This window comes from Enterococcus phoeniculicola ATCC BAA-412 (assembly GCF_000407505.1).
GTDB classification, from domain to species: Bacteria; Bacillota; Bacilli; order Lactobacillales; family Enterococcaceae; genus Enterococcus_K; species Enterococcus_K phoeniculicola.
This window is the reverse complement of record NZ_ASWE01000004.1, coordinates 51,780-78,299: the sequence shown is the minus strand read 5'-3', so window position 1 is coordinate 78,299 and position 26,520 is coordinate 51,780. Positions and strand designations below refer to the sequence as shown.

Sequence of the window (26,520 nt, the reverse complement as noted above, 5' to 3'; positions counted from 1 at the left end):
CAATATGCAATTATCTTTTTTGATTTCTTCTTGGTGTGCGACTTCCAAAAGAAACATCTTGAAATGCTTCAAAAAACTGATCATTATTTTTTGTTTTTCTCAAAAATTGAATCAGTTGTTCTGTGTAATCCAATGAATCTCCAGTCATATTATTTCTCAATTTCCAAAGATCCTCTAATTTCTCAGGAGCCATTAGCAGCTCTTCTTTTCGTGTGCCTGATTTCTTAATATCAATGGCAGGGAAAATACGTCGTTCTGCCAAATCACGTGACAGATGAAGTTCCATATTTCCAGTTCCCTTAAATTCTTCATAGATAATATCGTCCATTCGGCTACCAGTATCAACCAAAGCCGTAGCTAAAATCGTCAAGCTGCCGCCTTCTTCAATATTTCTAGCCGCACCAAAGAATTTCTTAGGTTTGTATAAAGCAACCGGATCAATCCCTCCGCTTAGAGTTCTTCCGCTTGGCGGCATCACTAAATTATATGCACGTGCTAAACGAGTGATACTATCCATTAAGATAACTACATCCCGCTTATCCTCCACAAGTCTCATCGCCCGTTCCAAGACCAATTCAGCGACACGTGTGTGATTTTGCGGCTGTTGATCAAAGGTTGAAGAAACAACATCCCCCTTCACACTTCGCTCTAAATCAGTCACTTCTTCCGGACGCTCATCAATTAATAACAAAATCAATTCTACATCTGGATAGTTATCTGTAATTCCATTTGCAATTTCTTTTAAAACACTTGTTTTTCCGGCTTTTGGTGGAGCAACAATCAGCCCACGCTGACCAAATCCCACGGGAGAAAAGATATCAATCATACGAGTCGCTAATCGGCCCGTTGTGGTTTCCAGTTTAATTTGCTTTTCTGGATAAAGAGGGGTTAACGCTGGGAAGTGAGGACGTTCTTTTGCTTCCTCAGGATCTTTTCCGTTGACACTTTCAACATGCATTAAACCATAATAACGTTCAGATTCTTTGGGTGGACGTGCTTTTCCTGCTACTTTATCCCCGTTTCTTAAACTAAAACGACGAATTTGTGATGAAGAAATATAAATATCCTCCACACTTGGTCCGTAGTTAATCGGACGCAAGAAGCCGTAGCCTTCTTGCCCCACAATATCTAGAATCCCTTCCATGTAAAAGAAGCCTTGTTTTTCGGCTTGTGCACGTATAACAGACAGAGACAACTCTTTTTTATTCATTTGGCTGTAGTATGGAATCTTAAAATCTTTTGCGTAAGTATATATTTCTTTTAACGTTTTATTTTCAAGTTCCGCCATTGTTAAATAATCGCTCATTTTTCAGCCTCTTCCTCTATCATTTGAATATCTGCTCCTAAAGCAGTAAGTTTCTCGATAATATGATCGTAACCGCGAAGAATATAATCTACATTATAAACAGTAGTTGTTCCTTCTGCCATCAATCCTGCAATTACCAGACAAGCACCTGCACGCAAATCTGAAGCAACAACTTCTGCTCCATGTAATTTATTCGGTCCGTTTAAAACAATCAGATTTCCTTCAACCGTTGCATCTGCTCCCATTCGAGCAAGCTCAGGAATATGATTTACACGTTTTGAATAAATAGTATCAGTTATTTCTGCGGTTCCTTTTGCTTTAAGAAGTAGAGGCGTCAAAGGTTGTTGTAAATCCGTTGCAAACCCTGGGTAAGGGTACGTCATCACATGAACAGCTTTCAAATCATGAGACGGCAGCACCTCAATCTCGTCTTCTCCGATATTCATTTGTACACCAATTTCCTGTAACTTGGCAATAAAACTTTCTAAATGTTCAAAAATAACATTTTTTACAACAATTCCTTCACCTACAGCTGCTGCCATAGCTAAATAAGTACCTGCTTCAATACGATCTGGAATAATTGAATGACGGCAACCGTGCAGTTCATTTACACCTTCAATACGAATAATATCCGTTCCAGCGCCACGAATCTTAGCACCCATATTGTTTAACAAAGTGGCTACATCAATAATTTCTGGTTCTCTAGCCGCATTTTCAATAATTGTTTTTCCTTCTGCTTTTACCGCAGCCAACATAACATTAATCGTTGCACCAATCGAAACCATGTCCATAAAAATACGTGTTGCTTTCAATGGACCTTTTTCTGTACGTATGTACATTGCCCCATGTTCATTATTAACAGTGGCGCCTAGGGCTTCAAACCCTTTAATATGCAAATCGATTGGACGCGGACCTAGATAGCAGCCTCCAGGCAAGCCAACTACCGCTTCGCCAAACTTTCCTAATAAAGAGCCCATAAAATAATATGAGGCACGTAAGCTGTTAATTTTCCCACTTGGCATGGGTACGGAAACAATTTCTCTAGGATCAATTTCTAACTGATTATTTTCAAATTTGGTTTTTGCACCCATAATTTCTAAAATTTCAATTAATGAATGTACATCTTGTATGTCAGGAACTCCCTCAAGAGTCACTGGAGAATCAGCTAAAATAGCAGCAGGTATCAAAGCTACCGCACTATTTTTTGCACCACTTATCGTCACTTCGCCTTTTAAGGGGCGATTACCATTTATTTTAATTTTTTTCATTTTATATTCACCTATACTTTTTGGTTTAAGAACTAAAAAAATGCCTATTTGCACTATTATCCATTTTACCATATTGTAGAAAAAGAAAAAAGATAATAAAATAAGACAGATATCTAGATATTTCTATGGAAATTAAAAACTATGAATAAGATAAGGAGAGCAGCATGAAACGTACCAGTACAGTTACACAAGTCCTTCCCTATCCGATTGATGAAGTATGGGCAGTTGTAACCGACAACTCCGACTACACGTGGCGATCGGATGTAGAAAAAATTGAGCAGGTAGATGAAAAAACATTTATTGAACATTACAAGGGTGGCGGGGCTACTCACTTTACAATTACCAAAAAAGAGAGAAATAAACGATATACATTTTCCATGAAAAACAAGCAATTCATCGGGGACTGGATTGGAGTCTTTACCGCATTGTCACCTGAAACAACACAAATAGTCTTTACAGAAGAATTAATCATTAAAAATCCATTCATTTGGGCGGTTTCTTTTTTTGCATTAAATCTAAAAAAAATACAAACACGCTATTTAAGTGATTTGGAGAAAAAAATCGCAAGCCATAAGCTCCGCTAAATTCACTCATTTACATATATTCATCTCTACCGTTCGTTGCATCGCTACTTTTCTAAAAGGATAAATAAAAAAGTGCTCCTCAGATGAGGGGCACTTTTATAAAATCAGAATTTATTATGCTTTGTTAGTTGAACCGAACCATTCGATACGTTGTTCTACTAATTCAGTAACAGCTTTTGTTCCTGGTGCTAGTAATTTACGAGGGTCAAAACCTTTACCTTCAAGATCTTTTCCTTCTTCGATATATTTACGAGTTGCAGCAGCAAATACTTCTTGACATTCAGTATTTACGTTGATTTTAGATACACCCATAGAAATCGCTTTTTGAACTTGTTCTAAAGGAATACCAGAACCTCCGTGTAATACTAATGGAATATCGCCAACAGCGTCTGAAATAGCTTGTAAATGATCAAATGCTAAACCAGTCCAGTTATCAGGATAAGAACCATGAATATTACCAATTCCGCATGCTAGGTAATCAATACCTGTAGCAACCATTTGTTTACATTCTTCAATATCAGCTAATTCGCCAGAACCAATGATTCCGTCTTCTTCTCCGCCGATTGAACCCACTTCACATTCTACAGAAACACCTTTAGCATGTGCTTTTGCAACAACGTCTTTTGCTTTTTCGATGTTTTCTTCAAATGGTAAATGAGAACCATCAAACATTACAGAAGTATAACCAATTTCAATACATTCTAATGCATCTTCGTATTCACCATGATCTAAGTGAATTGCAACTGGTACTGTAATACCCATTGAGTCTACTAAGTCTTTTACTAAATCGTAACATACTTTGTATCCGCCCATGTATTTAGCAGCGCCCATAGAAGTTTGAATCAATACTGGTGCTTTTTTCGCTTCAGCAGCTTCAAGAATCGCTTTTGTCCATTCCAAATTGTTTGTGTTGAATCCTCCAACACCGTAACCGCCTTTGTGAGCAGCTTTAAGAAATTCTGTTCCTGATACTAATGGCATAAAAAATTCCTCCTAAGTTTGTATAAACAAATTTGTTAAGGGGATCTCCCCTAACCAACAGTTACATTTTAGCAAACATTTCGGTACTTTTCTACTAAAATCATCGAATTTGGAAATTTCCATAGTTATTTTCAATTAAAATATCACTTAATATAAATATACTATTTCTATAAGATGGCTATATACTGCAAAGAAAACGGTAACTTTGTTCATTAGATAACAAAGTTCCTTTAAATATTTTTGTTCAGTTCCAGTGTTCGTTTAATCCGTTTTTACTTGTATATTTTTTATTTATGATTTTTTTACAAACGATATCTATGAGATTTTTTTCTTTTTGTTGTAAATGTCTAATACAACGGCTAACAGAAGAATCAATCCTTTAATTGCTTGCTGCCAGTCCACACCCACGCCCAAAATAGACATGCCATTATTTAAAACACCCATTACCAATCCGCCGACGATTGCCCCCATCACTGTTCCTATCCCTCCTGATGTAGAAGCTCCGCCAAAGTATACCGCAGCCATTGCATCCAGTTCCATAGAAGTTCCTGCCTGAGGGGTTGCTGCATTTAATCGGGCAGCTAAAATTAATCCAGCCAAAGCCGCCATCATGCCCATATTGACAAACACCCAAAAGGTGATACGTTTTGTTTTAATTCCAGATAGCTCTGCAGCTTTTTTATTTCCTCCCGTTGCATAAATTTGTCGTCCTATAATCGTCTTATTTGTCAAAAAAGAATATGCAAACACAAGAACGCCAAGAAGAATTAAGATAATAGGGTATCCTGAATAGGAAGAAAAAATATAGGTTACTCCCATGACAACTAGTACAGTAAAGAGTGATTTAAGCAAGAAAAATGAAGAACTCTCTACGTCAAATAAGTTCTTTTTTCTTTTTTCTCTCGCCTTCCACTGACTCAGTACTAGCATGATAGACAAGACTGCCCCAATCAGCATAGACAGCATATGAATGTGCTCGCCAGAAATTATATCTGGCAAATAACCTGTTGAAATTTTTTGAAAAATGACAGGAAATGGCGCTAAAGACTGTCCGCCAAGAACGACTTGTGTTAGACCTCGAAACATGAGCAAGCCTGCTAATGTAACGATAAACGCAGGAATGCCAACATAGGCAACCCAGAAGCCCTGCCATGCACCAATAACTGCCCCAATTAATAAACAGATGGGAACAGCTAACCAGGGACTCATCCCTTTGTTTACCATTAGAACACCTGCAATTGCACCGACAAAAGCCATCACTGAACCTACAGATAAATCGACATGCCCCAGTAAAACAACAAGTAGCATCCCTGCTGCCAAAATTAAAATGTGGCTATTTTGTAATACGAGATTCGTAATATTCAAAGGTCTCCAAAAAATACCATTCGTTAATAGCTGAAAGGCGATTAATAAAAAGACTAAAATAATCACCATACTATATTTGCTGAATATATCTAATAATCGTTCTTTAATTCCATTCTGCTTTTCTTCTCGTTTCCCTATTTCTTTTCCTTTTTTTATTTGCTCCATACTAGAATGCACCTTCTTTTTCCATTGTCATTAAGCCCATCAATTTTTCCTGACTGGCTTCATTTCTCAGCACTTCTCCAGTCAAGCGCCCCTCATTCATTGTGTAAATCCGATCACACATTCCTATAATTTCTGGCAGCTCCGATGAAATGATACAGATACATTTCCCAGCAGCAGCCATTTCTTCAATAATGGTATAAATCTCATACTTTGCACCAACATCAATCCCACGAGTTGGTTCGTCTAAAAACAAAATATCCGGCTCGGTCATCAGCCACTTAGACAGAACTACTTTTTGTTGATTTCCTCCACTGAGACTCCCTACATTTTGAAATACGGAAGTTGTCTTTGTTTTCATTTTTTTTCGATAATTATTTGCAGCAAGAATCTCTTTTTCTTTATCAATTACCCCACGATGACTAATGCTCTTTAAGCTTGCAATAGTCGTATTTTCACGAATATCCATCAATAAGTTTAATCCTAATACCTTCCGATCTTCAGAAACATAGGCAAGTCCGTTTTCAATTGCTGTAGGAACATCCTTTATAGAAATCAACTTTCCTTCTTTGTAGACTTCTCCTGTAATGTTTTTCCCATATGATCGTCCAAATACACTCATCGCAAACTCCGTCCTGCCTGCGCCCATCAAGCCTGCAATCCCAACAATTTCTCCTTTTTTCATCGTAAAGTTTATCTGATCATTCACAATACGAGTTGTATCAATTGGATGGTGGACAGTCCAATTCTTCACTTCAAAGTAGGTTTCCCCAATGTTCGGCTGTCTTTTTGGATAGCGATTGGCTAAATCTCTTCCCACCATCCCTCGTATGATTCTTTCCTCACTAATTTCCTCTTTTTCAAGAGTTTCGATTGTTTTTCCATCACGTAAAATTGTAATTCGATCTGCAACATTTACTATTTCATTTAATTTATGCGAAATGATGATTGAAGTAATTCCCTGTGTACGAAATTCCTTAATTAATGCCAATAGATTTTCGCTTTCTTCTTCGTTTAATGCCGCAGTTGGCTCATCTAAAATTAATAATTCCACTGATTTTGCAAAAGCTTTTGCAATTTCTACAAGCTGCTGCTGTCCTACACCGATTTGCGAGACTAATAAGTTAGGATTAATTTTTAACCCGACTTTTTTTAGTAACGCATCCGTCTTTTTTTCTGTTACATTCCAATCAATAATCCCACGTTTCGCTTGTTCATTACCTAAAAATATATTTTCCTTAATTGATAAATAAGGGCTTAACGCAAGCTCTTGATGAATAATGACAATGCCTTTTTTTTCACTATCTCGCAAACTTTTAAACCGGCACTGTTCCCCATCATATAGAATTTCCCCAGAATAATTGCCATACGCATACAGACCGCTCAACACATTCATCAGTGTTGACTTTCCTGCACCGTTTTCTCCACAAAGTCCATGAATTTTTCCGCGTTCAATTTTTATATTTACATCATCTAATGCACGTACTCCCGAAAATTCTTTGATAATATGGTTCATTTCAAGAATGTAGTCTGTCATTTTCTCACTCTCCTAATCTAAGAAAGGGATCACGAAGAACACATTCGTTAGACCCCTTTCTCCCGCATTTTGATTTATCTCAAGAAAAAATTAGCAAGAGATCCTCTCAACTCTTAATTACTTAATTCTTTTTCTGTATAGTAACCAGTATCAATTAGTTCAGTTTTGTAATTCTCTTTATCCACAGAAATAGGATTTGCCAGATAGGTTGGCACTACTTTTACTCCATTGTCATAGGTTTCCTTATCGTTCACAGGCACTTCTTTATCATTCGTAATTGCCTCAATCATTTCTATTGTGTTCTTTGCTAATGTTCTTGTGTCCTTAAATACCGTTTGTGTCTGCTCTCCTGCAATAATTGATTTTACGCCTGCAATTGTTGCGTCCTGACCTGTAACAACAGGGATTGGCTTGTCTCCTTTTCCGTAACCAACTCCTTTTAGCGAAGAGATAATCCCTAACCCAATTGGATCATAGGGAGAAAGAACCGCATCTAATTTTTTATCAGTATAATTAGCACTCAGCAAGTTATCCATACGTGCTTGAGCAGTAGAACCATCCCAGCGAAGTGTCGCAATTTGGTTGAATTTTGTTTGACCAGAAGGAACTACTAGCTGACCGCTGTCAAAATAAGGCTGCAGCACGGAAATAACTCCATTGTAGTTTATTAATGCGTTGTTATCGTCTGGGGAACCACCGAATAGTTCAATATTAAAAGGACCTTTTCCATCCTTAAGTCCTAATGCTTCTTCAATGTATGAAGCTTGAAGTACACCTACACTAAAATTGTCAAAAGTTGCATAATAATCAACGTTTTCAGAGTTCATTAAGAGACGATCATAAGCAATCACTTTGATACCTTCTTTATTTGCTTTATCTAAAACATCTGTTAACGCAGAACCATCTATGGATGCAATCACTAATATATCTACGCCTTTAGTAATCATGTTCTCTATTTGAGCAACTTGATTTTCCACTTTGTCTTCACCATATTGCAAGTCAGTTTTGTATCCCTTATCCTCTAGCTGCTTCACCATGTTATCCCCATCAGCAATCCACCGTTCTGCTGATTTCGTCGGCATAGCAATTCCAACAAATCCTTTGTCCTGACTCTTAGTATCTCCTGATGTCTTCCCGCAAGCTGCTAAACTCATAGCGACCATCAACCCTGCAGCAGCGATCAATCCTTTTTTCAAACGTGTATTCATTTCATACTCTCCTTTTTTCGATTTCTAATTACATGTTGAAGTTTACTAAACTTTACAAGCGCTTTCATTGAATATTTTTCTCCGTTTCTACAAATCTTTTTTTCTCTGCTTATTTTTTCGTGTAAACGTTAGATAAATCTTGAATATTTTTTTATTTTCTTTGTTTTTATTCGAACGGCTCTGCCCAATCGTGATAGCGATTACAATAAAGGTGATTATTTGATACAATAATCGTACTCAAAAAAGGAGTGAACTATTGTTGAAAAAAACAGGAGTTATGGTTCTATTTCTTCTCTTCATTCTTGCTGCCTGTACAAAACCACTTGAGAAGGAAGAACCCACCATTGTTGTCGGTTTTTCTCAATCAGGAACAGAAAGCAGCTGGCGTAAACGGCACACTGAATCAATTAACGAGGAATTGGCCAAAGAAAATTATCAAGTACTGTACAAAAATGGATTTATGAACCAAGAGAGACAAATTCAGGATATTCGGACCTTCATCGCCTACAAAGTAGATATTATTGTTTTTACTCCATTAAAAGAAGATGGCTGGGAGCCTGTTTTAAAAGAAGCAAGAGACGCAGGTATTCCAGTCATCATAACGGATAGAAATGTTAACGTTACGGATAGCTCTCTGTACCTTACCCACATCGGTCCAAGCTTTAAAGCAGAAGGAAATCGTGCTGGACTTTATGTGTATAACTACTTTAAGGAAAAAGATCAGAAAACAATCAATATTTTTGAATTAAAAGGACTTGCCTCTACTTCTCCAACCACGCTTCGACATGAGGGATTTTCAGAAGTGATTCAAAGAGACTCCCGTATGAAAATCACTCAAACAAAAAGCGGGGACTACATTCGCTTAAAAGGAAAAGAACAGATGACTAAATTAATTCAATCAGGAGAAATTAACAAGATTGATGTCTTATTTAGCCATAATGATGAAATGACTCATGGGGCATTGGATGCTTTAAAAGGCAGTGATATACAGCCAGGAAAAGAATTAATCATTATTACAATTGATGCACAGGAAGATATGATTTTGAAATTAAAATCAGGAGACGTAAATGCCGTGGTCGAATGCAATCCAAATGCTGGCTGGTATGTTCGAAATACTATTTCTCGTTATTTAAAGGGAAATACGATTCCTGAAGAGGTCTACATGCCTGAAACAATTTTTTCTGATCAATCGCCATTGAAGACCATTCCTACAAGAAATTACTGAGGTGTATACGATGTATAATACGGACAGTATCAAAAAAATCTTTAAGCAGTCCAATAAAATTATGCTAGCGATTGCTATCTTACCTATTTTGTTCAGTATCTTTTTTTACACTCGCTATATTCTGATTTATCAAAACTCTGTTGATAATATACAAGCTGCAAATCAGATATCAACAAAAGTAAAAAATAATGTACTGGAAGAAATGTGGGATATTGTATTTGGTCAAATTGAACCCACAAATTATGATAAAAAAAGTATTATTTATGAGCTGCGTTCTGAACTCACGGTCATCAGCGAAAATGCCAACACTACTACTGAACGAAGTACACTGGAGGTTGCTCAACGTACTTTAGATACCATGGAAAAATACTTGGATAAGATTTTAGATAATGTAAAACTCGAACAGCCTGTGGAAGAAAATGAACTGATTATGCTTCAAATAGATTCTGTAAACCAGCTGCTCTATGATATTTTACAAGATTTCGTTCGAGTTGAAATTAATTTAGCAAGCAAACGAAGCGAGGAAGTGACGAACTCTCTTCTACTGCTTAGTATGGCTCAACTGCTTATTATTGCTTGTATTTTCTTTTTTAGTCGTCGTACACAAAAATTTCTTGAAAAGAAAATTCAACAGCCGATTAATGACTTAGTCAAATTAGCGAATGAGTTTTCAAACGGTCATTTTTCTTATCGTTCCACTGCCTCACAGCTTTTTGAGCTTTCTAAATTAAGCGAAAGTATGAATATGATGGCAGAAAACTTAACTACGCTAATTGAAGAAAATGCAAAAAAACAGCAGCATCTCGCGCAAAGTGAAGTACGAACACTGCAAGCTCAAATCACGCCGCATTTTGTTTATAACTCACTAGATGCCATATTAGCACTCGCCGATCAAGAAGATTTACCTGCTGTCAAAGAAATGACCTTTGCATTATCTGATTTTTTCAGAATCTCCTTAAGCAAAGGAAAAGACTGGATTCCTCTGTCAAAAGAAATTCGCCATGTTGAAGACTATCTCAAAATTTTAAAAATTCGCTATGCGGAGATGCTTACTTATGATATTCAAGTACCTGATGAGCTTCAAGAACAGATGGTATTAAAAATGATTCTACAGCCGATTATTGAAAATGCCGTCTATCACGGAACAAAACTTGTCAGACGAGCTGGGAAAGTCCATGTCGGCTTAGTGGAGGAAAAAGAAGCACTCGTGTTTTTTGTCAATGACAATGGAATCGGGATGTCGCCAGAGGTGTTAAACAACGTTCGTTTTCATTTATCCGAAGTCTCTCTTTCATCAACTGAATCAGGATACGGACTTTATAATGTCAATCGGCGACTAAATCTCTATTACGGCGAAGATGCCTACTTGAAAATAGAGAGCACTTATAATCAAGGAACCTGTGTCACCATTCGTGTACCAAAAAAACAACCCACTTTATAAGATAAGGAGATTACAAACTATGTACAGTATATTTATCGTTGAAGATGAGCCCTTAATTCGAGAAAATTTGCGTAATCAGTTATTAAAGCTCTCTGAGACCCTCCCTCTCTTTTTTTCAGGAGAAGCTTCTGATGGCGAGATGGGGCTTTCTGCTATTATTGATTTACAACCTGATATTATATTAACGGATATTAAAATGCCCTTTATGGATGGCGTTACCTTTGCAAAAGAAGTCAAAAAAAGATTTCCTTGGATTCGTATTCTCTTTTTAACAGGCTTTGATGACTTTAATTATATGAAGACAGCTATTCAAATTAAAGCCGATGAATATCTTTTAAAACCCATTAAAAACAATGAATTAGAGCGTTCACTCAGAAGAGTTGTTTCTGAATTAGATAGTCAAAAAAAGGTTCCCTCAGAAAATGAGTCTGGCGATGAAAAGATTGTCTTTGAACTTAAAAAAAATCATTTTTTAAATGGTCTTTTTAACGGTTCTTTATCCATGGAAGAAATTCAGAAAAAATCAACAAGCTTAGATCGCTCGCTTCTAGGTCAAAAATTTCTTGTCTTATTAGTGAAAAGTCAAAATAATCCATGCTTTGAAGAGCAATACTATTTTAGCAATCATCTGAATTATCTATTTGACGACGATTCATCTTTGATTTTTTCTAGTATTTCGTCTAAGTATATAAAATTTTTAGTCTTTCAAAAAGATAGAGAGCAATTAGTAAAGAAGAGTTCAGAGTTAGCACAAATACTCATCAAAGAATTACAAAGTGAACAAAAACAAGCCGTTTCAGTTGCGATTGGACCTGTTGTAAATCGAATCAGCGACATTCCTCATTCGTTTCATTTAACAAAATCCTTGCTTGCTACGTATGGGGATTTAAAAAAAGTAGAAATCATTAGTTACGAGGAAACATTCAAGGAAAACCACTCTGCTTCACCCAATCCATTCAAACTAGATTTAGCCAAAAGAATTGCTGCTCTCAAGCCAGAAGAAGTGAATTCATTTGTTAGTGAGCTATCCGGTTTTCCTGCGGCAGACGAGACTCGAAACATCTTCTTTCGTTTTTTTGTGTTGACAGAGCTGATTAAACTTGTTCAACAAAAAAATCAAACTCAACTGCCTCCCGAACTTGAAGAATTAACTACGATAAGGGATTTATCTTTAACAGTATCCTCCATGGAAGAATATACAACTGTTGTTCGACAAATTTGCTTGTTTCTCATACAATCGCCGCAGAACTCCATTATGTTTAAACATCAAACGATTATTCAAAAAGCAATCGATTATATTAAAGAAAATTATTCTGATCCCAATATTTCCCTGAATGTTGTGGCAGAACATGTCAGCCTGAGTCCAGCTCATTTTAGTACAATATTTTCTCAGGCAATCGGTGTAACCTTTATTGAGTATTTGACTAATTGCCGTATTCAACTGGCAAAGAAGCTACTCACCGAAACAAATGAGAAGCTTTCATCCATTGCCCTAGAGATTGGCTACAACGATCCAAACTATTTTAGTTATTTATTTAAAAAGAAGGAAAAGATTTCACCAAAAGAATTTCGGAATCACTCCTTTGGTGATTAGCTCATTTATCATTCAAAAAAAATTTGCACAACGAGAATAAGACACCCCTCGGTGAAGACTATCGCTCTCACCAGGGGGTGTCCTACTCTCTATTCATTTCACTTAACATTCTTGAATAACTTGGCTATCTACCTTTATTTTTCTTCGCGACTATCTAAAGATGCGCCAACGAACGCTTTAATTAATTTTTGCGGACGGTTTGGACGAGAGATTAACTCTGGATGGAACTGACAACCCACAAAGAATTTTTTCTCAGGAATTTCCACAATTTCCACTAAACGATTGTCTGGTGATACACCTGAGAAAACCATTCCGTTTGCTTCAAACATTTCACGGTATTTGTTATTAAATTCATAGCGGTGACGATGACGTTCTTGAACCACTTCTTCATTATTATAGGCAGCGGCTGTCTTCGTTCCTTTTTTTACTTTACATGGATACAATCCTAGACGTAATGTGCCACCTAAGTTTTCAATGTTTTCTTGGTCAGCCATCAAATCAATAATATTGTTTTGTGCATCTGGATACGTTTCTGCAGAGCCTGCATCCTCTAATCCAACAACGTTTCGGCCAAATTCGACACAGGCCATCTGCATTCCTAAACAAATCCCCAAGAATGGAACGTCATTTTCACGTGCAAAGCGGATTGCTTCAACTTTTCCTTCAACTCCACGATCGCCAAATCCACCAGGAACTAAGATACCATCAAGATGACTTAGTTTTTCTGCTGCATTGTCTTGTGTAATTTCTTGTGCTTGAATCCAGTCAATTTCAATATCAGAATTATAAGCAAACCCTGCATGCTTCAATGATTCCACAACAGAAAGATAGGCATCCGGCAATTCTACATATTTTCCAACTAGTCCAATACGAACAGTTTTTTGTAAACTCAATACTTTTTCTTCTAGCTCACGCCATTCTGTCATATCAGCAGCCGGTGCCTCTAATTTTAGATGGTCACAAACAAACTGATCCATTCCCTGTGCTTGAAGTGCAAGAGGAATAGAATACAATGTTTCCACGTCGCGAGATTCAATAACAGCTTCTGGCGCAACATCACAAAATTGTGCAAGTTTATTTTTAACATCTTGAGAAACAGGCTGTTCTGTGCGAACAACTAAAATATTCGGTTGAATTCCTAAACCACGTAACTCTTTTACGCTATGTTGTGTTGGTTTAGTCTTCATTTCTCCAGCCGCTTTTAAGTAAGGAATCAAGGTTGTATGAATGTACATCACGTTATCAGAACCCACGTCTGCTTTCATTTGACGAAGTGCTTCTAAAAATGGCAATGATTCGATATCTCCAACAGTTCCTCCCACCTCAGTAATAATTACATCGGAGTCTGTCATGCTGGCAGCACGCATAATTTTTTCTTTGATTTCATTTGTAATATGTGGAATCACTTGGACCGTTGCACCAAGATACTCCCCTTTACGCTCTTTACGCAAAACCTCAGAATAAATTTTACCTGTCGTCACATTGGAGTATTTATTCAAATTAATATCAATAAAGCGTTCATAGTGACCTAAATCTAAGTCAGTTTCTGCACCATCATCTGTTACAAATACTTCCCCATGTTGGTATGGACTCATTGTCCCTGGGTCCACATTGATGTAAGGATCGAACTTTTGAATAGTCACTTTTAATCCACGATTTTTCAGCAAGCGACCTAAAGAAGCTGCAACAATTCCTTTACCAATAGAAGATACCACGCCGCCTGTCACAAAAATGTATTTTGTCATAAAATGAAAAACTCCTTCTTAAAAATTTTTATGCATGTTTAGGATAGTGCTTAGTAAATAAAAAAAGAAAACTCCCCATTCATAGTGAACAGGGAGCTATTATTTACGTATAAACAACTGACCTTTTAGAAAGGTGCCCAAGCAGTATAATACAAGTTATGATACAAAATGTCAAGAAGATTTCTCAGTTAAGTTTCACGAAAATTTTCAAAAAACATCCGCTACTCGTTTGTTTCCCGCAATCGTTCGATCACACTTTGATTAGTCATTCGTCGATAAAAAATAAGTGGGATACTTATACAAACTAAGAATAAACAGCTGACAATCACCAGCAAAGAAATCATTGGAAATGTAAACTGTGCATACCCCATTCGCCCGTGAATAACCTTAAATAAGAGAAATAAACTACTTGAACCTAGCGTACACAACAACGCCGAAACAATCCCACTATAGTAAAGTCCTTCAAATATCAAAAGCTTTCTCAGCTGCTTTCTAGTCATTCCCACACTTTCCATAACAGCGATTTCACTTCGTCGACTCAATAGACTACTTGATGTCGTATTCATATGATTGACAAGTCCTAATGAAATTAACAAGAAACTAATCGAATACATCGCTACTTTCATCGTTCTTATCTCATCTTGTGCAGCCTCTAAGCTTTCTGAGTTGATAAATGCGGAAGGGACTTTCGCTTCACGCTCATTGGGTGCGATAGCCGCTTCCTTTTGTTCCATAAATCGTTTTATTTTTCTTTTAACAAAAGGTTCTTTTTCTTCTTCTACATATAAGTTGACAACCAGTGGCCGTTTTTGAATACCTAATTGATCAAAACTTGCTTCACTCATCATGAGCTCCGGTCCATTTTGCATATAGCTATAGTGTTTTGCTGGAAATTCTTCTTTCGATGAATCTACATAACCACCAAAAGTCCTCTCTGCCGGTTTCTTATTAGGAATTTTCGCATCTAAATGGACCACTTCCCCCATCTCTGAAATAGAGGATGCTAATAATTTTTTCGAGAAAAGAGAGCCCGCTGTGCTAATGACACTTGTTCCTGCTCGGAGACCTTCTATGTCTAAACTAAGTTGATTTTTTTCACTATATTTTTCTAATTGATCTAAATAAGAATCCTCAACAATTAAAATTGTCGAATAAAAATAAGCTTTCATTTGCTTTAACTGTTCTTTCCCATCTTCTGATTCAAGGTTGGGAATCATCGTTCCACCTTTAAAATAGGGCACCCATGCCTTATCATCTGGATTCGCTTGAATAAATCCCCCATAGATAACCTCTGATTTTTTTACGCCATCAAGTGTTTGAAGATACTCTGCCTCCTCCATCGTTAAAGAAGCAAAACTATCATCAAATATTTTATCATCCAAATAAAACATTGGGCTATACGGCGCAGCCAGTTCAAAATCAGGAAAAGATTTAAAGTTATTCGTATAGTCTAAAGAAGTCACGACAACAATGGAGCTTAGTGCTATTCCAAGTCCTAGAAAAATAGACAACATTGACAATACCGTTGCTCGTCTATTTCTCCATAAATTTCTCCATGCCATATAATGGAGCTTCGCCCCCTCTTGACCCTTTCGTCTTCTTTTTTTGTTAGTCTTAGGGCCAATATAATTTAATGATTCAATCGGCGTAATTTTTCCTGCTTTATATGCAGGAAGTAAAATACTTATAAAAGAGAGGAGAAGTGTAAGCCCCACACTTCCAATTAAAAGAATCGGTTCAAATTGAATCATCTGAGAAGAAAGCCCATAATTATTTAAATAGTATTTTGATAGTATTTTAGGGGCAATTCCTAAAATAATTACTAAGCTTATCCCGCTACCAATCAACAGTCCAATCAACGATATTTTAAGAAATTGTTGATAAATAGTTCTTCTAATTTGACGATTTGTTGCACCAATCGTTTTTAACAATCCATAATAACGAATTTCGCGACTCACGGAAATATTCATTACGTTGTAGTTTAATAAAAAGACACAAATGATTAGAATAGCAATACTTAAAAAGGCAATATCGTACCCACCTACTGTTCTTCGAATCACATTATAACTTACAGAATTTGCACTACCAAATTTCTGAATCTCATCAATTGTATCCACATCATTGTAAAGCATTTGCTCTATATCTTCTCCGGGATACCAGTTTTTCTGTTGAATGAGTAGGTTAGTTGGATTGTTCATTGAAAAACCCAAATGATTCAGATAGATTTCAGAGAAAAAACCGATAGGCGGACCCTCTATAGGATGAACATACTCTGTATAAAAACCACTTAGCAAAAAAGTCCGATTCTCTGATTTTCCCTTATCCATATAAATCTCTACAGGAATCTTCATTCCAAGTGTTGGATTTGTTATCCCAAGCTCCTCTAGTCCTCTAATGGAGAGCATCAGTTCATTTTCTTTTTTTGGATAGGCTCCATGAATATCAGAATATGCCGGAACAAACATTTTTTCAAAAGCTGTGTTATCAGCAACTACTCCTGCAAAACGGCTTGTTCCATTCACTTTTCCCTCTGAAAATCCATAGACCTTACCTGTTCGATCAATATAAGAAAGCCGTTCGATTTCTTTTTTTTGAAGATTGGTCGGACGATCCAAAGAAGTGGTGGAGGCAACGCCATTGTGTCTAACTTCCATAATGTATTCTGCATCAATTCGTCCCTTCATAAAACTAAAAATACAAAACAATACAAGGACTGTAGTAGCTACTGCACCTATCATTAACCAATTTCGTGATTGATTATGTTTATAATTTGCCTTTGATAACGTACGGATAACCGTTCGATTATTATTCCTTAGCTTCATTCTCCTAGCCCCCTTTAATAAGCTTTTCCATCTTCTATTCGAATCATTCTGTCAGCCATTTGAGCAATCTCCTCATTATGAGTAACCACTGCAATCGTTTGATGAAACTCATGTGCTGAACTTTTCAATAGACTGATAACTTCCAACCCATTTTTTGAGTCAAGATTTCCAGTAGGCTCATCTGCTAAGATAATTGCAGGCTTTGTTATTAATGCTCGTGCAATCGCCACTCTTTGCTGTTGTCCCCCCGAAAGAGTATTCGGCATTTGTTCTAATTTTTGTTGAAGCTGCAGTTTATTCGTAATTAACGAAAGAAATGCTTCATCTACAGCCACTCCGTCCAACTTCAATGGCAGTGTAATATTTTCGTAGACATTCAAGATAGGAACCAAATTATAATTTTGAAAGACAAACCCTATATTTCTTCTGCGAAAAATGGTGAGCTCCTCATTGCTTAGTTGGCTCAATTCATTGTTTCGAACATAAACTTCTCCACTTGAGGGGGTATCTAGTCCGCCTAACATGTTCAAAAGAGTACTCTTTCCACTTCCTGAGCTCCCAACAATTGCTACGAATTCGCCTTCTTCTATTTCAATCGTCACCTCATTTAGTGCATGCACTTGTGTTTCGTCTTCGCCATAAATTTTTGTTAAGTTCATTGTCTTTAATAGATTCATATTCACCTTATCCTTACTATTTTATTTGACTAAATTCAGTATAATGATCAATTCTAACAAACTCCTAACAAACTGACAGAAATAAAATAATCATTTTTATTAAAAAAAGGCGAGGGGGGACATAACTATCTAAGTTATGTCCCACCCTCGTGAACGCTTAATAAACGGCGTGAACAGAAGTACTTCTTACAATCACTTTAAATCACATAAATTATTGCTTCTGATGATGCACAGTACCTGTTCTAGGAACTGAACAAGTCCCGACCACTTTCACCGTTTATTTAAAATTATCGACACGCTGAGTCCTGGCTCTTCTCGTTTTACCTTGATGAGTCCCCCGTGCTGGTTAATAATTTCTCTGGTTAAATACAAACCAACCCCAAAGCCTTCCTCTGTTGTCACTCTTTTTCCTCGATAGAAGCGTTGGTAAATTTTTGGCTCTTCCCCTTTTTCAATTCCAATCCCATAATCTCTTATAAATAATTGGACAAATAAATCATTTTCAGATAAAGCTAGGTCAATCTTTGACTCTTCCGGAGAATACTTTACACTGTTGTCCAACACGTTATAAATAGCCTCTGCTAACCAGTTTTTATCATGAGAAAGGACAATTGCTTCCTTTGCATCAAGTGAAAGGTCAATTTGTTTTTCGTGCGCTTGTTTATGTACTTGAAACATCGCTTCAACAACAGTTTCCTTCACATTTGTTTCTTTCTTCTTAATCTGAATCAGCTTGTTTTCAAACCTAGAAATCTTAATAAAGCTTTCGACTAAAAATGTGAGTTTTTGTTGAGAAAAATCCAATGCTTGAAGCGCTTGTTTTTCTTCATTTTCTGTAAGCTCTGGAAGTTCTAAAATATCTAGATAGGTTTTTATGTTCACTAACGGCGTCCTCAATTGATGGGCAATTTCTGTAATGAGTGCTTGCATATTATCTCGGTCAGCAATAATTTTTTGTTTTGTTCCACTCATCATTTCTTCCAGACGTTGAAGCTGCTCAACTATTTTTGATAATAAGTCATCTGTGTCACGAAATGTTTTATGCTCTGTAATTCCATCAAATATTTCTCGAATATAGATGGATACCTCTACCAGTTTTTTTTCATATCGTCTTCTTTCAAGCAACGAACTTAGAAAGTAAAGTCCTAGTATACCAAAAATCACCAGTTTTGCTGAAAGTTCTTTTATTTGAGTCAGTGCAAATCCCATGATTGCTAGGGCAATCAGACATTGAATGATTGTATAGCTAGGAATATTTAACCCGTTTTTTTTCATGTTTATTCTCCAAAAATATACCCCATACCAAATATATTTTTTATATATTGGGTTTGTAAGGCATCCACTTCTATTTTCTTTCTTAATCGATTAATAGTAACACTCACCGTATTTTCGCCTACAAACGATCCTTCTAAATCCCAAACTTTTTGTAAAATTGCCTCTTTGGAAACGACTTGTCCTACATTTTTTGTTAGGTATTCCAGTAGTTGGAACTCTTTGGCAGTCAACTGAACAAGCTCCCCTTGTTGTGTCACTTGTTTTTTCTTATAGTTAATAGAGAGTGTAAGATAGTGAAAACTGTCAGATAGTCCTGCATTTCTTCGTAAAACAACTTGAATTTTTTTCTTTAATACTTCTGTAGAAAAAGGCTTTACAATATAGTCCTCACATCCCTGATCATAGGCTTCAATCATGTCTACTTCATCATCACGCGCGGTTAGAAACAACACAGGAATATCTTTTGCTCGTTCACATACTTGAAACCCTAGGCCGTCAGGTAAATTAATATCTAACAACAGTATATCTGGTTGACTTTTCAGCAGGTCGATTCCTTCTCTACAGGAAAAAGCATGCAGAACCTCAAATCCTTCTTTCTTAAATAAAATATCCAGCGCTTCTTGCAACAATCGATCGTCTTCTACAATCCCAATTTTCGCCAACTCTTCACTTCCTTATCATTCACACATTCTTTTTTATAGTCTACTTGATATTAGATTTTCCGTAAACCTCTTTCTAGGAAGATTGAGACTACCTTAGTTAATTTTTCATATTAATCGGCTATCATCTTTTTATTTTTTAGTGTCTATTCTATTAGAATCATATCACTTTTGATCGAACACCCTTGATGAATCTCTCCTCACAAAAAATGAAATTAAAAGGAATTTTTTTAACTAATGATGCACGAAATAAAATGATTATGAGACAAATAAATCTTCCTTTTTAAAAATTTAATTTAAGCTCTTTAATTTTATTCATACGTTGAGGTAAGGCTAGAAGGAGTGAGCTCTGCAAATCAAACAGAGAGGCGCAATTTCAGCTTATTTGTGTAACCTGCTGCTCTCTCGTATTCTATTCACAGAAGATGAGTTACTTCTCCTCGGTTCATTAAAATGTTACAAGGGTGAGCCACAACTTAGATAGTTATAGCTCACCCTCTACAAACGGATTGCTTATTTATATTTCTACACTCTCCAAATATTTATTCAGGTGCATCCTCAAGTGACCAGCACAATACCCCATTATATGTGCCAACTACGTCGGAAGGGCAAATTGTTAACTGCAGACCCCCTGCCAAATTAGCACTTATGCTACCGCTCCCTTGCCAAATAGTTTGATTGCCTCCATTAATTTGAATGTGTTGATCCTGATTATGGTAAGCTAATCTCTGTGAAAGTATCTGTCCTTCTTCGTTTGTTAACGGCTGCTCTTCTTTCACCTTAACTGTCCAACAACTCTTGTCTAGTTTACTTTTATCTTCGACTTGAAAGTCTTCCTCAGTAGTCGCAGAAATTACTCTATCCATCGCTGGGATCCTATTTTCACCGAAACTAATTGTATTAGGAATAATGAGTTTCGGACCAGATTCTTTCTCAATAATTCTACTCTCTTTATCAGATTCTTGATTGTTATCATCTTTTACATAGAAAAATACCTCTTGATCTAACCATTTTTCAGGAAATTTAAACATAAGACTGTCATTAACTTTTTCAGGTATAGCTGAGTATTTCTTAAGCTCCCTTTCTTCTGTTCCACATTGCGCTATCACCGAAACACTCGTTGATTTATCATGAGTAAATGAAAAAGTAAGCTTCCGCTTATTTGTAAAACGTGAAACGAACAGAGGATTGTCCTTATCGATTAATTCAAATTGTAACTTTCTTTTTTCACGATAGCGATGAATGATTGTTTGTTCTTCAGGTAAGAAGATACCTTTGTCTTGCTTCTTTTCCTTGATTGGTTCATATCCAGGTACTTCTGGATAATCATCAGATAAATCAAAAGAGGTTGTTAGCACTCCAAATTTTGTTATCGAATCATGAACCAGATTATCCTGTTCATTTAAAAAAACAGTAGTTTCTTTTCCAAGATAATTAATAATTGATGAAGCTGCATTTTTTTCTAAATGGTGTCCGTCTAAAATGGTCTCTACATCAAATGGCAAGGATAAACTTCCATCTGAAACAATTGCAGTATTTACTGGATTTTCTGTCCCCATCCATTTCAAATAGATTTTATATTGAAGGATAGTATCATATAGACGGCTGTCTGTTGGGTTCTTAGCTATAATTTGAACGTTTTTCTCATCTGATTGGCTAGAAAATAACTCTGTCAGATCATCCCCATTGAAATTAGTAATAAGTACTTTATCAAACGCATATTGTCTCGTTTGACTCACCTGTTCCAGATTGACATTGATTGTCATTTGAGTAGGTTTCTGCCATTGATCAACATTTGGAATCGTCTGCTTAGCTTTTAAGTACACATTCTTATTTGCACTCTCAAAGCTCGAATTCACCGCATACGCAGATGGAAATTCTGGTTTGGCTAAAAAATCTGTAAAATAGACGATTGACGAAGGAGTCACATCATTATTGTGCACGACAAACGTAACATTAGAAACAGCATGTGTTGTCATTTCAAAACGCTGACGTGGATCCCTCCAAGGAATTCCTGGTGTGATATTCTTTAAATATAACCAGTGATCATCGTCATCTCCATCCCAAGTATCATAAAGAATATGTGTCGGGTTTTCAGCATATAACGAATCAATAGTAGAACCAGGATTTTTGTAGCCAATATATTTATTATGATTTAAGCCATAATAATTAAATGCAGTTTTTATCGTGATTGGCCGCCCAGTATTATCAACAAAATCATAAGTAACAATCATTTCCCCTTTGATTGTAATCCCCAAAAAATAACCTTTTGTGAAGCCAATAGAACCACCATCCAAGCTGCTTTTATTTCGTTCCAATGTTACTAATAAGCTTACTTCCTTTCCTTCATAAAAGCCTACATTTTTCACTAACGCTTTACTTTTATTCGTATTGTGATCAACCGTTAAATAATCCAAATCGCCGTCCCCTTCAAGCAGTTCAACAGTCGTATTTTCCCCATAATGCATGACAAAAGTGTTTTCAGCTGGTGTCACGGATTGATTAGCCCAATGAAAGTATTCTAAATCTGTTAGCGGTCTGGGAGCCGCTTCCACCCTAGCAGCTCCCAAAAAAATACCGCCAACTAACAGTAGTAAAATGGATATATAGCTATGCTTTTTCATTTGATATCCCCTTATCATTCAGCTTATTCTTAGTAATAGCTATAAAGGAAACCAACCCCAGAATCAACAAGCCAATTTCTACTAATAAAAAAGATTTTTCTTCATTTGTCTTTGGGAACATTTTAGAACCTGAACTCGTATCACTATCCCTCAGCTGAGATCCAGCATTTTGGGAATTCTTCATTAATACTTTTTCCATCGGTATCGTTTGATTTTTGTTACTAGGTTGATAAAATGTAATCCTAGCTTCACTTTTGACTTGTTCAGCCGCCGACGCTGATATAGGAATTCCAAGTACTATCACAACTAGAAAGAGACTAATAACTTTTTTCATTTTCTCCCTCCGCTCTAATTTTTTTTACGTTTCAATTTGTAAATATAAGTGATTAAACCAAGAATGATTCCTAAGGATACAATACTCATCAAATAGAGCAACCAAGTATAATTATGGGATTTTTTTACTTCTACTGCTTGCTCATTCAATTTTTCATCTGCCTCTTTGATTTCAAAATCTTTTTGAAATAACCATTTTTTCCCTTTATCATCTGTTAGATGCATCGTTAATTCGTATTTCCCCTTTTTAAGAGGATCATTGTTCCAGCTAATTGGCAAGTGAAAGTTGGTACGCGGTGCAAACGAAATTTTTTTATCTAGCACCTTCAGTACATCCTTTTGTCCTTTTTTAGTAACCGTTACATGCATGTCCAGTTTACTCATAAGAACCGGCTGCAAATTTTCCATATCAGCAAATACTGCTAAATAACCGTTATCTAGCCCTGGTGTTACCTTTTTTAACGTTAAGTTCTGTTTAATTTTTTTATCTGAACAGCTAAGTTTTACTCCAATGGTATATGCAAATTTATTTTTCAAACTAAACCCTTTTTCCTTTTGGTCCTCTTCTTTGGTGTCCTCATAACAATAAAAACCACCTAAAACCACTCCATCGAATCCTTCTTCAGGAATATTTAATTGAAAGTGTACCTCTCGATCCTCTTTCGGCTGTAGAATAACTGTTTGTGACTCAGAAACCAGATTCTCAAATGATGGACCGCCAATCAGTTTAGTGCCATGCTGAGAATAATCAATTGAACCATTTTGATTTGTAACGGCATTATTTGCTTCAATTTTTACTTTGATTTGAGTTGTACTAGTATTACGCAACTTGAGAATCAGATCCTGAGTTGCTCCTGACTGGACTTTCAAATCATAATAGCTTGCTTCTGATTGCTGATTATCTGGTAAAACCGCTTGTGCATCAAAAGAAATATTATTCTTTGTTTCTTCGGATGCGGCAAAAATTTTTGCAGGAAAAACAAGAACAATCAGGCAAAGTGCATAAATAAAAAAGAGGGAAAATTTCTTCTCACGTCCTCCTAGCTCCTTATGCTGGCGCATCAGTCAACACCCACGTTAAATCTGCTGTGTAGCTTTGCGCTTCAACACCTGCTCGCGGTACATGAAGTTTGACATTTTCATTTTCCCCATCTTTCCCTTCAAAAACCGCCGCGAAGGCTCCCGCACCTTGACCTTTCTTAGCTCTCACAACATCTTGATATTCTTCATTTAATTCAAAGGAATTTTCTGCTAGTTCTGGGGCTGTTGATTGGTTGTCTTTTGTAGTAATTTTCCCATTAGTCAGCGACATTTTCGCACCGATTAATTCTTTGCCGTTTTCACCCACGAATGGTGAGATTGTTACACCAAGTATCCATCCCTTTGCCCCACCTCGGGTATCATTAACTTGTACATGAGGTTTTTTGTTTAGCGCAAAGTAATCTGTATCTCCTTGCTTGATTTCTTGTTGACCAAATGTGATATTCGATGCGTAAGGAATCGAAAGCGCACCAGTATCACCAGTACTTGGATCATCATCGTGTGTGTCGTCTGGAACGACTGGATCAACATCTTCTCCTGATCCGGCTGTCAATGTGACATCCGTTTTATTTGTGACATCTGTAAGCTCACTGGCAAAGACAGACAGACTTGTCGTACTCATTGCCAATAAACCAAAAGCAGCAGTAGTAATCATTGTTTTTTTCATTTTATAATTCCTCCTAAATAATAATTGGCCTAATCTGACCTAGGACAATTTTCCCATGGGCAATAAGCTTTTTCTAGTTCGAAATTTTTCCTGATTTTGGAAAAAAATTTAAGGTTCATTCATCTGTGCAAAAAAACACATATGCTGATTAAGCAAATGTGTCTTTTTGATTCGTTAAACGATAAATTAGCTCTCCAAATTGTCGCCAATTGCGCTCTGTAGGAATATTTTTCATTAAAACCAAAGGAGTCTCACCTGTGTTAAAATAATAATTCGATACAACTAAATCAACTTCTGAAGTCTTGGTTTTGTAATCATAAAACGCGAAGGTATAGGAATGACCAAAGTATGTATTAATTTTGTCCATCAGCCATAAACGATGAGTATGATGCAAATCATCTTGAATCAATATCTTCAATGGCTTATAACAGCTTACAAACAAATCATAGTAATCTAGTACAAAATAATAACTTAAAAAAAGTTGTTCCCAATTTTCTAACACACTAGCTAACTTCTTATCCGCCTTCTGTTTTAATGTCTCATGAAGAGATTCCATTAGATGGTATTTTTTAGGGGTCTCTACTTGAACTTCTTCTCTATAGGAACGGTTAAAAAAAAGATCAGTATTTCCATAAAAAAGCCTACTACGCTCGTGAAAAGCAATAAAATTGAACAAGAGCTCTTGATCTGTCATTGTTAAATGAAAGTGGAACTTTTTTTCTAAAACAGCGGCCAGATTCTCAACAGCTTGATAGGAACAAGTAATCTGCTGTTTGTGTGCCATTGCATAGCTATTTTCATAGCAGCTATTACCATCAATAATCCCAAATGAGTAGATAACTTGGTAAAGAAAATACAACTCATTTTCACTTAAAGTCATGTCAGATTCGGCATGCCATTTTTCCAAAAGCTGAAAATAGGGATCTAAATTAATGACCGTCTTAATATCAACAGCAATTGAGATATTCGTAAGACGGCTCCTTTCTAAAATGATGGCTAGCCAATAGGAAAATATCCGCTGTTGAAGCGGTTCAAACTTTATTTTATAATGATTTTCAAAGCTCTCCATGTACCTTTTTATCATGCTTAGCTCACTACGAAATGGCCAACTTTCTCCATTACCATGTGTAGAATTCCAATAAAAATAATAGTAAAAGCAACGAATATTTTTTTCCTTTGCATCTAAATGTAATCGATACGGCTGAAAATCAATCTGATAACGTCTAAAAAAAGGATCTAGTAATTTTGCATAGCGAAAAACTGTGGATATACTTGTAAATTGACTTTCTGCGAAATCCTTTAATGATTTTTCAGGGTAAAGATACATAAAATCAATCAACTGATAATTATAGGAGCCTTTATAAAAATGAAGATAGACTTCATAAGATGGAAAATCCTCTTCTTTTTTCAAACAAAATCTTTTATTTTCCTCATTTATCAGGATTATTTTATCGCCATAAATTTCAAATAATTTTGTCAATTCTTTTATGTAATGTAAAATGGATTTTCCTGTCACTTTGAGTGTGGTTTGCAATTCCTTTAATGTACACCACCCGTTTTTTTCCAATAAATAATCGAACAAAATCACTTTTTTCATTGATGTTTTAGTCAAAAATGTTTGCATTATTTCCTACCCCAAATCGTTCTGATTTCTTGATTAATCACATGACGTACTCTTTTTGTTGGGAAGAAGTCCATTATTATAATCTGTTTCTCATTTATTTTCATACAAAATTGTTCAGTTTTAGACTATAAATATATACAACAAGAAAGTATTAAAATAACTATTGCCAACAATGTAACGTACCGAATTTTCCTTCAATAAACAATAGGTTCTCCCCATGAATAAACACTTCAAAAAAGAAACTAGAAAAAATATCAGACTGGTATTTAGATTTAATACATGAGTCAAAACAAAGAGAACTCTCAATCTGATTAAACCAATCATGACAGCTACTATTTTTAAAATAGACTCTTTTTTCAGATGCTATTCCTTCTCGTAAAAT

Annotated in this window: 20 protein-coding genes; 4 read left to right on the top strand and 16 right to left on the bottom strand. The window is 36.1% G+C overall.

From position 1 onward, the window contains the following. Positions 1–10 precede the first annotated feature (10 nt). Both rho and murA read right to left on the bottom strand, forming a co-directional pair. The gene (gene rho / locus I589_RS14380; RefSeq protein WP_010767023.1) at positions 11–1,306 is read right to left on the bottom strand and encodes a transcription termination factor Rho; all 1,296 of its coding nucleotides are present in this window, start codon (positions 1,304–1,306) and stop codon (positions 11–13) included. Next, entirely contained in the window at positions 1,303–2,574 is a 1,272-nt protein-coding gene (gene murA, locus I589_RS14375) for a UDP-N-acetylglucosamine 1-carboxyvinyltransferase (protein ID WP_010767022.1), read from the bottom strand. The genes rho and murA overlap by 4 nt, the downstream gene beginning before the upstream one ends. Before the next feature lie 164 nt (positions 2,575–2,738). Between murA and I589_RS14370 the strand changes: the two genes are divergently transcribed. Then, the gene (locus I589_RS14370; RefSeq protein ID WP_010767021.1) at positions 2,739–3,158 is read left to right on the top strand and encodes an SRPBCC family protein; all 420 of its coding nucleotides are present in this window, start codon (positions 2,739–2,741) and stop codon (positions 3,156–3,158) included. A gap of 114 nt (positions 3,159–3,272) precedes the next feature. Here the strand turns inward: I589_RS14370 and I589_RS14365 are convergent, their stop codons facing one another. From I589_RS14365 to chvE, 4 genes are all read right to left on the bottom strand, one after another. Next, complete coding sequence (locus I589_RS14365) at positions 3,273–4,139, bottom strand: class II fructose-bisphosphate aldolase (protein WP_010767020.1); 867 nt, start codon at positions 4,137–4,139, stop codon at positions 3,273–3,275. A gap of 315 nt (positions 4,140–4,454) precedes the next feature. Next, complete coding sequence (gene mmsB, locus I589_RS14360; RefSeq protein ID WP_425386985.1) at positions 4,455–5,573, bottom strand: multiple monosaccharide ABC transporter permease; 1,119 nt, start codon at positions 5,571–5,573, stop codon at positions 4,455–4,457. A gap of 97 nt (positions 5,574–5,670) precedes the next feature. Continuing rightward, a complete protein-coding gene (gene mmsA, locus I589_RS14355; protein WP_010767018.1) occupies positions 5,671–7,203 on the bottom strand; it encodes a multiple monosaccharide ABC transporter ATP-binding protein in 1,533 nt (510 codons plus the stop codon). A gap of 113 nt (positions 7,204–7,316) precedes the next feature. Beyond that, positions 7,317–8,357, bottom strand: a complete 1,041-nt coding sequence (gene chvE, locus I589_RS14350) for a multiple monosaccharide ABC transporter substrate-binding protein (RefSeq protein WP_425386984.1) — start codon at positions 8,355–8,357, stop codon at positions 7,317–7,319. 331 nt (positions 8,358–8,688) lie between these two features. Here chvE and I589_RS14345 point away from each other — a divergent pair, with 331 nt between their 5' ends. From I589_RS14345 to I589_RS14335, 3 genes are read left to right on the top strand one after another with little or no spacing between them, the layout of a single operon-like run. After that, on the top strand, positions 8,689–9,636 hold the full coding sequence (locus I589_RS14345) for an ABC transporter substrate-binding protein (protein ID WP_071875909.1): 948 nt from the start codon (positions 8,689–8,691) through the stop codon (positions 9,634–9,636). Positions 9,637–9,646: 10 nt separating this feature from the next. Then, positions 9,647–11,077, top strand: a complete 1,431-nt coding sequence (locus tag I589_RS14340) for a sensor histidine kinase (protein WP_010767015.1) — start codon at positions 9,647–9,649, stop codon at positions 11,075–11,077. A 19-nt stretch (positions 11,078–11,096) separates the two neighbouring features. Beyond that, positions 11,097–12,671, top strand: a complete 1,575-nt coding sequence (locus I589_RS14335) for a response regulator transcription factor (RefSeq protein WP_010767014.1) — start codon at positions 11,097–11,099, stop codon at positions 12,669–12,671. Positions 12,672–12,805: 134 nt separating this feature from the next. On the opposite strand, the gene pyrG is transcribed toward I589_RS14335, so the two are convergent. The 10 genes from pyrG to I589_RS14285 all read right to left on the bottom strand — a co-directional run bounded on the left by pyrG (position 12,806) and on the right by I589_RS14285 (position 26,138). Next, a complete protein-coding gene (gene pyrG, locus I589_RS14330; RefSeq protein WP_010767013.1) occupies positions 12,806–14,416 on the bottom strand; it encodes a CTP synthase in 1,611 nt (536 codons plus the stop codon). Between the two features lie 221 nt (positions 14,417–14,637). Then, positions 14,638–17,238 (bottom strand): ABC transporter permease, encoded by a 2,601-nt coding sequence (locus tag I589_RS14325; RefSeq protein WP_010767012.1) that lies wholly within the window; start codon positions 17,236–17,238, stop codon positions 14,638–14,640. 14 nt (positions 17,239–17,252) lie between these two features. Beyond that, entirely contained in the window at positions 17,253–17,915 is a 663-nt protein-coding gene (locus I589_RS14320; protein WP_010767011.1) for an ABC transporter ATP-binding protein, read from the bottom strand. 270 nt (positions 17,916–18,185) lie between these two features. After that, entirely contained in the window at positions 18,186–19,190 is a 1,005-nt protein-coding gene (locus I589_RS14315) for a sensor histidine kinase (protein WP_010767010.1), read from the bottom strand. Positions 19,191–19,192: 2 nt separating this feature from the next. Further along, positions 19,193–19,852 carry a response regulator transcription factor gene (locus tag I589_RS14310; RefSeq protein WP_010767009.1) on the bottom strand — a complete coding sequence of 220 codons (660 nt, stop codon included), beginning with the start codon at positions 19,850–19,852 and terminating at the stop codon, positions 19,193–19,195. Between the two features lie 539 nt (positions 19,853–20,391). Beyond that, entirely contained in the window at positions 20,392–22,473 is a 2,082-nt protein-coding gene (locus tag I589_RS14305; protein ID WP_010767008.1) for a hypothetical protein, read from the bottom strand. Beyond that, complete coding sequence (locus I589_RS14300) at positions 22,460–22,807, bottom strand: EF2685/EF0750 family sortase-dependent surface protein (RefSeq protein ID WP_010767007.1); 348 nt, start codon at positions 22,805–22,807, stop codon at positions 22,460–22,462. Before I589_RS14300 ends, I589_RS14305 begins: the two co-directional genes overlap by 14 nt. Positions 22,808–22,821: 14 nt before the next feature. Continuing rightward, complete coding sequence (locus I589_RS14295) at positions 22,822–23,868, bottom strand: WxLIP family cell surface protein (RefSeq protein WP_010767006.1); 1,047 nt, start codon at positions 23,866–23,868, stop codon at positions 22,822–22,824. After that, a complete protein-coding gene (locus I589_RS14290) occupies positions 23,855–24,514 on the bottom strand; it encodes a WxL domain-containing protein (protein WP_010767005.1) in 660 nt (219 codons plus the stop codon). The genes I589_RS14295 and I589_RS14290 overlap by 14 nt, the downstream gene beginning before the upstream one ends. Positions 24,515–24,662: 148 nt before the next feature. After that, positions 24,663–26,138, bottom strand: a complete 1,476-nt coding sequence (locus I589_RS14285) for an AcpB/EbpR/MafR family transcriptional regulator (protein WP_010767004.1) — start codon at positions 26,136–26,138, stop codon at positions 24,663–24,665. Positions 26,139–26,520 lie beyond the last annotated feature (382 nt).

Bases quoted from the DNA above. Each gene is read 5' to 3' on its own strand.
- I589_RS14320 (WP_010767011.1), bottom strand. From the start codon at position 17,915: ATGAATCTATTAAAGACAATGAACTTAACAAAAATTTATGGCGAAGAC.
- I589_RS14325 (WP_010767012.1), bottom strand. From the start codon at position 17,238: ATGAAGCTAAGGAATAATAATCGAACGGTTATCCGTACGTTATCAAAG.
- I589_RS14315 (WP_010767010.1), bottom strand. From the start codon at position 19,190: ATGAAAAAAAACGGGTTAAATATTCCTAGCTATACAATCATTCAATGT.
- mmsB (WP_425386985.1), bottom strand. From the start codon at position 5,573: ATGGTGATTATTTTAGTCTTTTTATTAATCGCCTTTCAGCTATTAACG.
- I589_RS14305 (WP_010767008.1), bottom strand. From the start codon at position 22,473: ATGAAAAAGCATAGCTATATATCCATTTTACTACTGTTAGTTGGCGGT.
- rho (WP_010767023.1), bottom strand. From the start codon at position 1,306: ATGAGCGATTATTTAACAATGGCGGAACTTGAAAATAAAACGTTAAAA.
- I589_RS14370 (WP_010767021.1), top strand. From the start codon at position 2,739: ATGAAACGTACCAGTACAGTTACACAAGTCCTTCCCTATCCGATTGAT.
- pyrG (WP_010767013.1), bottom strand. From the start codon at position 14,416: ATGACAAAATACATTTTTGTGACAGGCGGCGTGGTATCTTCTATTGGT.
- mmsA (WP_010767018.1), bottom strand. From the start codon at position 7,203: ATGACAGACTACATTCTTGAAATGAACCATATTATCAAAGAATTTTCG.
- I589_RS14290 (WP_010767005.1), bottom strand. From the start codon at position 24,514: ATGAAAAAAACAATGATTACTACTGCTGCTTTTGGTTTATTGGCAATG.
- I589_RS14340 (WP_010767015.1), top strand. From the start codon at position 9,647: ATGTATAATACGGACAGTATCAAAAAAATCTTTAAGCAGTCCAATAAA.
- I589_RS14285 (WP_010767004.1), bottom strand. From the start codon at position 26,138: ATGCAAACATTTTTGACTAAAACATCAATGAAAAAAGTGATTTTGTTC.
- I589_RS14295 (WP_010767006.1), bottom strand. From the start codon at position 23,868: ATGCGCCAGCATAAGGAGCTAGGAGGACGTGAGAAGAAATTTTCCCTC.
- chvE (WP_425386984.1), bottom strand. From the start codon at position 8,357: ATGAGTTTAGCAGCTTGCGGGAAGACATCAGGAGATACTAAGAGTCAG.
- I589_RS14335 (WP_010767014.1), top strand. From the start codon at position 11,097: ATGTACAGTATATTTATCGTTGAAGATGAGCCCTTAATTCGAGAAAAT.
- I589_RS14365 (WP_010767020.1), bottom strand. From the start codon at position 4,139: ATGCCATTAGTATCAGGAACAGAATTTCTTAAAGCTGCTCACAAAGGC.
- I589_RS14300 (WP_010767007.1), bottom strand. From the start codon at position 22,807: ATGAAAAAAGTTATTAGTCTCTTTCTAGTTGTGATAGTACTTGGAATT.
- murA (WP_010767022.1), bottom strand. From the start codon at position 2,574: ATGAAAAAAATTAAAATAAATGGTAATCGCCCCTTAAAAGGCGAAGTG.
- I589_RS14345 (WP_071875909.1), top strand. From the start codon at position 8,689: ATGGTTCTATTTCTTCTCTTCATTCTTGCTGCCTGTACAAAACCACTT.